The sequence below is a fragment of the Acinetobacter sp. ANC 3781 genome (assembly GCF_004331285.1).
Lineage (GTDB): Bacteria > Pseudomonadota > Gammaproteobacteria > Pseudomonadales > Moraxellaceae > Acinetobacter.
Genome location: NZ_SJOH01000011.1, coordinates 110076 through 120311, shown reverse-complemented (window position 1 = coordinate 120311; position 10236 = coordinate 110076). Strand labels below are relative to the sequence as shown.

Here is a 10236-nt window from a genome sequence, read left to right as displayed (position 1 = left end):
ATATTTTTTGCTAATTATTTTAGACATGATTAGAAACAAATTAAAATTGTATCTCAATATTTTATAAAATAAAACTTAATGAAAATAGGGTTTTAGATATATTTATGATGATAACTAAAAAATTAAAAATATATTGTGAATAATAATGCTTTTTAATATTTTTAAATTAAAAGTAATAAGATAACTCTACGGTTACGTAACCTTACTCATAATAAAAAGAGTTACAAACGTAACTGTTAAAACTACTATGCATATACATTCTTTTAAAAAAGAAATGGAGAAAAAAATGAATAAAATGACTCAGGCTGCATTAGCAGCATTGGTACTCGGTGCTTGTTCAACAGCAGTTTTTGCAGAAGATGATGCAGCAAGGGGTGGTTACAATCCTAAACCTCCTGTGGATTGGAGTAAGTGTAATACTTTAGGCTGTGAAAAAGAAATTCCAATCACACTGGATATTAAGAAAAAATGTGTTGTTACTGGTGGTCAAGGAATAGTGCTTAGTGCTGCAGGAGGAACTCAGACTACTAACTATTCAATCACAACAAATACTCCTTATGTTTTAAATTTACAAACAGCGAATGCTGGTACTAGTAATACCACCTTTGTAAAACATGAATCAGATCCAACTGCGAAAGTTTCTACTACGATTATTACTACTAAATCAGGTCAGGTAGCTGCTGTTGGTTTAGGTAATTCCAATCATGCGGGTGAAGCTACTGACGTATTTACTCTTAAAGTAACTAATGCAGCAGTAAGTGCTTCACAAAAAGCAGGTATTTATAATGATAAATACCTGATTAAAGCTTACTATTAATAGTAAAATGAACCTAGCCTGACGAAAATGTTGGGTTAGGTTTTTATTATAAAAAATAATAAGGATATAATTAAATGAAAAATATAAGTATGTTTTTAACCACTTTTATTTTTTTTATATCGGGTGTGCAGGCAGATGTTTCAATAGACCCTGTTCAAATGTATATATTGAATGATGCTAAGCAAAAAACTACGACTTTAACCCTTGAATCTATAAATGAAACTGAAAAAAAACTTTTTGAAGTAAAAGCATTTAAATGGGATCAGAATAAGAAGGGGGAAGATGTATTGGAGCCAGAAGATGCATTAATTATTAATCCTAGAAGTTTTATCCTGCAACCAAATGGAAAACAGGTCATTCGGATCGGATTTAATCGTCCTACGCAATCTATATTGGCCGGTAAGCAAGAGGGTACTTGGCGAGTTTTGGTAGAAGAAATACCTCAAACTGTAAAAGAATCATCGATTACTTTTTTACTTAATTTTAATTTACCTTTGTTTATTGGGAAACAAGATGATATTAAATTAAAATTTAATATTGAAAATGATAAGTTGATTGTATTGAATAAGGCAAACTCCCATATTCAAATTGCCAATTTGAAAATTATTGACTCGAATAAAAAAGAAATTTTTAAAAGTGAGACATTGGGCTATGCACTTGCTAATAAAAGCCTTTCTTATGACCTGAAGGGGTTGAAAATACAAGATCCTAATAATTATTATGTTAAATTACAGACAGATAAATCAAATGAAATGATAGAACTTAAATTTATGGAATAATTTTTATTTAGGGGATTTCTATGAAATCAAACCAAGGGGTCTTAATATTAATAAATATATTTCTCATTTTTAATGTTAATGCAAGTGAAAATAATTTAGAAGAAAGTTTTGCGAACTTATGGATCAATGATTTAGATCACAATGCCGATATAGTTTTGTTGAAATATAATGAGCAATTTTATGTTGAATGCAATGAGTTATCAAACCGAAATATTAATATAAATAACTTATTGCGATTAACATCCCGAAATAATTTTTGTTTGGTTTCAGGTGACTCTATTCAATCTCAATTTGATAGTTCCATTCAGGCTATTAAACTAACAATACCTTCTACACTTTTTACATCTTCTTCAAATATATTAGAGACGAATACGGTACCAGAAAAAGCAAGTTTCGGAGGTTTTATAAATTATGATTTAACCTATTTAAACAATCGTATGGATGGTGAAATAGATAATTCGTACAATGGTTTGGCTGATTTAGGAATTTTTAAAGATTATTGGATTTTTAGAAATTCAGTTGCTTATCAAAATACACCAGCAGGTGAGTTTTTTAATCGATTAAGTACAAATATTGATTTTGAAATTCCCAGTAACATGACACGTCTTACATTGGGTGATACTACCACTGTATTTAATCCACTTATTAATTCATTACGGTTTGCGGGTTTGAGTTGGGGGACTAATTATACAGAAAGACCAAATTTTATTTATTGGAATACTCCTGCGCTACAAGGAAGTGCTCGTCTTCCATCAACCGTTGATTTATATATTAATGGTGTAAGTATTTATAGTCAAAAGGTCAGTCCAGGTGAATTTAATCTTCAGACCGGTGCGCAAATTCAACAAGCCGGAAATGCACAAATTGTTGTCGAAGATGTTTTAGGAAATAGAAGTGTCCAAAGTTTTCCTATATTAGTCACAAACCGTTTATTGCGTCCTGATTTAAGTGAATATAATATTTCATTAGGTAAGTTACGTTACAATTATAATATTAAAAGTGATGATTACCGTGATTTTTTTTCTAATTTCTATTATAGGCGCGGTTTATCAAATGTAACGACGCTGGGTTCTAATTTTCTCTACAGTGATAAAATACAAAACTTGGGGTTAATGTGGACTCAAGCTATTAGTCATTATGTTGTATTGGATAGTATAGTTCAGGCATCACATCATGATAATCAATTTAATTATTCATATGGGTTATCAGCCAGTAAGGACTTTGGTAGATTTTCATTAGGTGCTAGTTCAAAATATACAGAAAGAAATTTTAAATTTTTAGGGGATGATCTAAATGGGGTATCTGTTTATCCTAAATTTGAGCATTTAATTTATGGTGGAATGAGTAATGTGCCTGTCTTAGAAAATATTTTCTTTAATTATGCAGAGCAAAATTATCATAAAGGATCAATAATTACTGAAGATAATTTCACTTTTTTACAGGAAGATCGTAAAACATTTAGTATAGGTTTTAATCGACGTTTGGGTAGAAAAGCGACACTCGGGTTGAGTTATTATAATTCATTTGGTGAAGAGAGAGATGCCAGTGCTATATTAACTTTTAGTTATAGTTTTGATGATAATAAGGCCATTTATTTTAGTCATGCAACAGATGATAATACTAAATTACAATTTGTTAAAAGTAATGCTAGTCAAGTTGGTTTTGAATATGAAGCAGGGGTAAATCGGAGAAATGAAGAGAATTTTTATAATCTGAAAGGCCGACTAAAAACCAATGTTGGTGATTTAAATTTTTATCATATAGAAGGTGAGCATGATGGGGAATCACAATTAAATTATCGTGGGGGAATGGTTTGGTTGCAAAATAGTTTAAGCTTTACAAAACTTGTAGATAATGCTTTTTCTATTGTGAGTGTGGGTGATTATGAAGATGTTGATATTTTACGCTCGTTATCAGTAGTAAATAAAACCAATAAAAAAGGCTATGCATTTATTCATGATATTATTCCTTATGTGAATTACGATATTGGATTTGATCAAAATCAGTTGCCGATAGAGGATAAAATTCCATACTTAAGTAAAAAGCTTACCGCCTTTAATCAGCGCGGCTATATTATTAATTTTCCGGTTTTCCATGCAAAACAAGTTACAGTCCGTCCTTTGGATATTAATAATAAAATATTTATAGCGGGTTCTGAATTACATATTGATAATGATGGAGGGGAGGTATATCCAATTTCATCAGACGGTACGGTTACTTTGTATGGCTTAATTCCTAAAACTTATAATGTAAAAATAAAAACAAATGATTCAAAAACCTGTTCGGCACAGTTAATGGTTACTGAGAATCCAAATACGGCGGATAAGGTGGTAAATCTTAATTGCAAATAAATGGAGAAATAAAATGAAATTTAAATTAGGTCTACTTATATTAGCCATGTGTTTTAATAACCTTAGTTATGCTGGCCGATGTCAGATTGAAAAAGCCACAGCATCACAACTTCAACTAAGTTCCTCTTACTTAAGTCAGGCAGCTACATCATTTTCAGTGGCATGTGATAGGAATTATGCGATTAAATTCAGTTCTCGAAATTTAACCAGTCCTGCTGGAAATAGCTATCTGGTTAGTGACCGAAATCGTAAAATAAGAACACAAATGTTTATTTCGGGTGCAACATCTTCAAGATGGAATACCCCTATCTCACAACCCGCAACCGATCAAACTAAATTTGTCGTGCTTGTGCAATTGGCTGAACAACCCACTGCCTCTACGCCAGCAGGGCTTTATAAGGATAGTTTATATGTCAGTCTTATATATTAGGTAGGCAGGGGAATATGTTAGTAAAGGCCTATAAAGTTATCTTAGAGTAGGGAGTATTTTTTTCATGGAAACAGATAAGTTCAATAAAGAAACATATTAATTATTAAATTTGAGGTCTTATTATCATCAAACTGAAAGAAACAGCATCTAAGCTAAGTTTAAAATAATGACATAGGTGTTGTATGACAAATTCGTATGCGACTAGTCTACTAAAACAACAAGATTTTCCAGAAAGTTTTCAATTTTATTTTAAGCAAAAAAAACAAGACGTTATTTATAGCGACAGCCAAGTTTTAAATGACCTGGTTCGTCCACGTCTAAAAATAGCGGTTGTCACTGAAACTTGGCCTCCAGAAATTAACGGAGTGGCCCTCTCTTTATTACAATTATGTAAAGGTCTGCAAAAACAAGGTCATAAAATTTTATTGATTCGGCCAGAGCAACAACAGGCATGTTACGACTTCTTACCGACTAAGGAGTGTCTAGTCAAAGCGCAATCTATTCCTAAGTATCCTCATCTTCAATTTGGTTGGCCACAATTTTTAAAAGTATCACATGCGCTGGATGAATTTGTACCGGACGTTGTGCATATTGTTACCGAAGGACCTTTGGGTTTAAGTGTTTTACAAACTGCAAAAACCAAAGGAATTCCTGTTTCAAGTGGTTTCCATTCACCTTTTCAAGAATTTAGTCGCTTCTTCGATTTGGCTTTTTTAGTTAAGCCTATCCAGCACTATTTACGTTGGTTTCATAACAATACACAACTGACATGTATTCCCAGTAAAGATACGGAATATATTTTAAGAAAGTTTGGTGTTCGTTGTCCTTTGGCTATTGTTGGGCGTGGCGTGGATGTTGCATGCTTTTCTCCAGACCATAGCTCAGATGCTTTACGTCAACAGTGGAAGGCTACTTCAGAGACTAGGGTCATGCTCTATGTAGGACGGTTATCTCCCGAGAAGGAGGTTGAGGTAGTGGTGAATGCCTATATAGCAATGAAGCAAACATCCCAACAGAATATAAAACTTGTGATTGTAGGGGATGGACCAGATCGAAGTCGTCTGGAAGTGCTCTGTGAAGGTCATGATGTCATTTTTATGGGGAATTTAACCGGGTTAAATTTAGCGCAGGCCTATGCAAGTGCCAATGTTTTTGTATTTGCTAGCCAAGTTGAAACCTTTGGTAATGTGGTACTTGAGGCGATGGCCAGTGGTTTGCCTGTGATTGCTTATGATTATGCCAGTGCGCATTTGCATGTGAAAAATGGTGAAACTGGTTGGTTAAGTCCTTTAGGGCAAATAGATAAACTGATTCAGTCAATTCATCACTTACCGAATAATCAACAGTTGAAAATTATGGGAATTCAAGCCCGCGAAACAGTGTTAAATGTAGGATGGCAGCATCCGGTCCGGCAGTTCGAGCAGGCACTGTATGGTGTTGCTAGAGAGATAAAAATGACATCCTGAATTTAAAGCAGAAGCTTAAAGGAGAATCATCATGAAATTAAAAAAAGCAATAATAACGATGTTAGATCTCGACTTAAAAGGATGTATGTATCTGAATCATTTTTCACATTCACATACGGTTGCCCATTTTTTTAAGATCATTAGTCGTCTTGGCAATGGTTTGTTTTGGTGCCTGATGTTGGCCAGTCTGTGGGTATTGGAAGATAAATTCTATATTGAGCAGTTGCTATATATCCTGATCAGTGGATCTATAGGAACTGCAATTTACAAAATCTTAAAACAAAAAACCACACGCCCCCGTCCTTACCAAGTTCATCAAGTGGTTCTATTGCAAGAGCAACCGCTAGATCACTTTAGTTTCCCGTCTGGACATACCTTACATGCTGTCATGGCGAGTATAGTGATGGGCTATATTCAGCCGATGTTATTGGTTTTAATGTTGCCTTTTACGTTTTTGGTTGCAATATCCCGTATGGTTTTAGGATTACATTATCCAAGTGATGTGATTGTGGGTGCACTAATTGGGGTGTTGGTCGCAACTGGTATCATTTTCACTGCGCCATTATTAAATATCGTGTTATAAAAATGTCTTTTAAGAATCGAAAAACTATCTCTCGATTTTAGGAATTTGTTAAAGTAGGACATTTATTTAGCGCTTAGGAATACCCATGGGTTTACGTTGGACTGACACCATTGATCTTGCCATTGAACTTTCTGAAGCACATCCCGAGGTCGATCCACAATGGATTCGCTTTACAGACTTACATGCATGGGTTTGTGCCTTGCCAAACTTTAAGGATGACCCGCAAAAATCGACAGAAGGCTTGTTGGAAGGGATTCAAATGGCGTGGATTGATGAAGTTCGTTAATCAGTAAATTGAAAAAAGCAACTTTTTACATATCAAAAGCTGATACTTGCTGATTATCTCGGTATAATGCGGCAAAATTTTCTCGTCAAATTGACATAAGGAGCCAATCATGGCTATTGAACGTACTTTATCTATCGTTAAACCAGATGCTGTTGGCAAAAACAACGTTGGTGATATCTTTGCTCGTTTCGAAAAAGCTGGTCTTAAAATCGTTGCGACTAAAATGAAACACCTTACTCAAGCTGAAGCTGAAGGCTTTTACGCTGAGCATAAAGAACGTGGTTTCTTCGGTGACCTCGTTGCGTTCATGACTTCTGGTCCGGTTGTAGTATCTGTTCTTGAAGGCGAAAACGCTGTTCTTGCTCACCGCGACATCTTGGGCGCAACTAACCCTAAAGAAGCTGCTCCTGGTACTATTCGTGCAGATTTCGCTGTAAGCATCGATGAAAATGCTGCTCACGGTTCTGACTCAGTTGCATCTGCTGATCGTGAAGTTAACTACTTCTTCGCTCAAACTGAGATCTGCCCACGTACTCGTTAATTCGAAGTATTCAAGCCAGATAAGTGTTATTATACTTATCTGGTTTTTTTATTCTCTGAATAATACTTTGCTCGATTATTGAGCTTCTCCTTTCATCTTTAGACATGGTTTAGGTAATTACACATGAGTACTGAAGTCGTCGCTGTCTCTGCAATTTCAGCTGAACAGCAACCATCTCTATCCACTCCGACACAGCAAAATGCCGTGGAAAAAGTGAACTTACTCGGCATGTCACGTCCGCAACTGGAAAAATTCTTCGAAGATATGGGTGAGAAGAAGTTCCGTGCTGGACAGGTGATGAAGTGGATTCACCAGTTTTTCGTGACTGATTTTGCCGAAATGACCAATATTTCTGGCAAACTGCGTGAAAAGTTGGAAAAGATTTGTGTCATTGAAGCGCCTGAAGTGGTGCATAAAAATTATTCGAAAGACGGTACTCGTAAGTGGGTATTCCGTGTCGGTGAAGGCGAAGGTTCACTGGTCGAAACTGTACTGATTCCTGCTGAACATCGCAGTGGTTTACGCCGTACTTTGTGTATTTCTTCACAAGTGGGCTGTGCGCTGGATTGTTCATTCTGCTCAACCGGTAAACAAGGCTTCCAACGCGATTTAACCCCAGCTGAAATTATTGGTCAGTTGTGGATGGCAAACTATTCTTATATGGAAGATGTACCTGTATTAGAACGTGAGCGTTCAGTGACCAATGTGGTCATGATGGGTATGGGCGAACCCTTATTGAACTACGATGCTGTTCTGAGTTCAATGCGCATCATGCTGGATGATTTTGCGTATGGTATGTCTAAACGCCGTGTGACTTTATCGACCTCAGGTGTGGTACCGAAGATTGACCAATTGACGAAAGATATTGATGTGGCACTCGCCATTTCTTTACATGCGCCAAATGATGAACTGCGTAACGAATTGGTTCCAATTAATAAAAAATATCCATTGGAGCAATTGATTGCCGCATGTCAGCGGTATATTGGCAAAGATGGCAATGAAAGTTCACGTAAACATGTGACCATTGAATATGTAATGCTGGATGGAGTGAATGATCACCCTGAACATGCGCAGCAAATGATTAAGTTACTCAAAAATTTACCAAGTAAAATTAATTTAATTCCGTTTAATCCGTTCCCGCATGCACCATACGGTCGCTCAAGCCGTAACCGCATTATTTCTTTCCAAAAAACTTTGTCTGATGCCGGTTTTGTGTGTACGATTCGTCAGACGCGTGGTGATGATATCGATGCAGCATGTGGACAGCTCGTGGGTCAAGTGGCCGACCGTACACGTCGTGCGGAACAGTGGAAAAAGAAAATTGCGCAAAGTAATGAGATTATGCGCTCTCAAGGATAATAAAAGGGGACGCCAATTGAGAAAGCCCACATATAAATTAGCTTTTATTACAACGATTTGTATGTCTGCTATTTTTATCACTGCTTGTCAATCACCGACGACAATGGTGAAGAAAGATCCAGAAAAAGCAGTTAAAGTTCGTACTCAATTGGCTGCAGAATATATTAAATCGGGTGATCTGGATTCTGCAAAGCGTACTTTAGACCAGGCGCTTGAAATGAATTCCCGAGATTCCGCTGCGAATATGATGATGGGAATTTTACTGCAACAAGAAGGCAGTAAAGTCAGTATGGATAAAGCAGATGCATATTTTAAACGTGCGATTTCTGCTGATCCCAAAAATGCCCAGGCGCGTAACAACTACGGTACTTATTTGTATCAAATTGAGCGTTATAATGACGCGATTGAGCAGCTCAATGTAGCCGGTACTACATTGGGCTATGATCAACGCTATAAAGCACTGGAAAATGTAGGGCGAATTTATTTAAAACTAGGTGACATGTCGAATGCTGAAAAATCATTCAAACAGGCCCTACAAGTCAATCGTGATTCCTATATTTCAATGTTAGAGTTGTCCGAAATTTTTTATTTGAAACAGCAGACCGCTGCTGCAACACAATTGTATGAACAGTTCGTGCGTGGTGTAGGTCAAAAGAATCAAGGTGCGCGTGCGCTCTGGATTGGTATCCGAAATGCACGGGCAAATAGCGACACGATGGGAATGCAGGCGCTTGTTAATCAATTACGTGCGCTTTTTCCGGAAAGTCCAGAATACCAACGTTATCTGCAATTACAGTACAGTACTGAGGCCGTATGGAAGTAAATCCTAATTCACAGCAATCAAATGGTTCAAGCGTAGTACCCAATGCATTAGGAAATGTTCAGCGTCCAGGTGAGTACTTACGTCAAATTCGAATTGCACAAAAGCGTGAATTAAATGACGCTGCCAAAGATTTGAACATGCAAGTGAAAACTTTGACAGCTTTAGAACAAGATGATTATAAAGCTTTGCCTGAAGCGACCTTTATTAAAGGTTACTACCGTATTTATGCGAAATATCTAAAGGTCGATGCAACGTCAATTATTCAGCGTTTTGATGAGATTTATCAAAATGATACAGGATTACTGCCTAACCATGCCTTAAACAATTCACCGATTAAAATCATGGGTAAATTGCCTGGTTCGAATAGTGATCGTAATAAGAAATGGTTAAAACGTATTATCATTGCTTTAGTGGTGCTGTTTGCTATCGCTGTTGCTGTGATGGCTGTGCAAAACATGTCATCAAATAAAGATGATAGCCAAGAAATTGCCCCAGCAAAATCCGATGTGGAAGTGTTGAATTTAGACAATTCAACGGCTGTATCCGGTGATCAGCTGGAACTTGACTTTAGCCGTCCAACCTCGGTTCATATTGTAGACTCAACCGGTAAAGTCCTGGCAACAGGTCGTCAGGCATCAACAGTGAAATTGAATGGTGAAACACCGTTCCAAATTCGTCTTGATGATGCATCAGCTGTAACCTTAACCTTGAATAATGAAAAGATTGCGTTGTCACCTTATACAGTGAATGGCAAGGCAGACTTCCGTTTGTCACGTTAATGGGTAAAGAGAAGAGCGATAT

Annotated in this window: 11 protein-coding genes; all 11 read left to right on the top strand. The window is 36.5% G+C overall.

Annotation, left to right across the window (positions count from 1 at the left end):
- The first annotated feature begins 286 nt into the window (after window positions 1–286).
- Window positions 287–817 (top strand): hypothetical protein, encoded by a 531-nt coding sequence (locus E0H89_RS09820; protein ID WP_131216579.1) that lies wholly within the window; start codon window positions 287–289, stop codon window positions 815–817.
- 74 nt (window positions 818–891) lie between these two features.
- Window positions 892–1596, top strand: a complete 705-nt coding sequence (locus E0H89_RS09815; RefSeq protein ID WP_131216577.1) for a fimbrial biogenesis chaperone — start codon at window positions 892–894, stop codon at window positions 1594–1596.
- A 20-nt stretch (window positions 1597–1616) separates the two neighbouring features.
- Window positions 1617–3947, top strand: coding sequence for a fimbria/pilus outer membrane usher protein (locus E0H89_RS09810; protein ID WP_131216576.1), 2331 nt, complete (start codon window positions 1617–1619; stop codon window positions 3945–3947).
- Window positions 3948–3960: 13 nt separating this feature from the next.
- Window positions 3961–4377 carry a hypothetical protein gene (locus E0H89_RS09805; RefSeq protein WP_131216574.1) on the top strand — a complete coding sequence of 139 codons (417 nt, stop codon included), beginning with the start codon at window positions 3961–3963 and terminating at the stop codon, window positions 4375–4377.
- A gap of 182 nt (window positions 4378–4559) precedes the next feature.
- Window positions 4560–5843: a glycosyltransferase family 4 protein gene (locus tag E0H89_RS09800; protein WP_131216572.1), complete on the top strand. Its 1284-nt coding sequence runs from the start codon at window positions 4560–4562 to the stop codon at window positions 5841–5843.
- A 31-nt stretch (window positions 5844–5874) separates the two neighbouring features.
- Complete coding sequence (locus E0H89_RS09795; RefSeq protein ID WP_131216570.1) at window positions 5875–6426, top strand: phosphatase PAP2 family protein; 552 nt, start codon at window positions 5875–5877, stop codon at window positions 6424–6426.
- An 85-nt stretch (window positions 6427–6511) separates the two neighbouring features.
- Window positions 6512–6712: a Fe-S cluster assembly protein IscX gene (iscX, locus tag E0H89_RS09790; protein WP_131216568.1), complete on the top strand. Its 201-nt coding sequence runs from the start codon at window positions 6512–6514 to the stop codon at window positions 6710–6712.
- Window positions 6713–6821: 109 nt separating this feature from the next.
- Window positions 6822–7253, top strand: coding sequence for a nucleoside-diphosphate kinase (ndk, locus tag E0H89_RS09785; protein WP_131216566.1), 432 nt, complete (start codon window positions 6822–6824; stop codon window positions 7251–7253).
- 123 nt (window positions 7254–7376) lie between these two features.
- Window positions 7377–8612, top strand: a complete 1236-nt coding sequence (gene rlmN / locus E0H89_RS09780; protein WP_131216564.1) for a dual-specificity RNA methyltransferase RlmN — start codon at window positions 7377–7379, stop codon at window positions 8610–8612.
- A gap of 61 nt (window positions 8613–8673) precedes the next feature.
- A complete protein-coding gene (gene pilW / locus E0H89_RS09775) occupies window positions 8674–9435 on the top strand; it encodes a type IV pilus biogenesis/stability protein PilW (RefSeq protein WP_165494041.1) in 762 nt (253 codons plus the stop codon).
- Entirely contained in the window at window positions 9426–10214 is a 789-nt protein-coding gene (locus E0H89_RS09770) for a helix-turn-helix domain-containing protein (RefSeq protein WP_131216560.1), read from the top strand. The genes pilW and E0H89_RS09770 overlap by 10 nt, the downstream gene beginning before the upstream one ends.
- Window positions 10215–10236 lie beyond the last annotated feature (22 nt).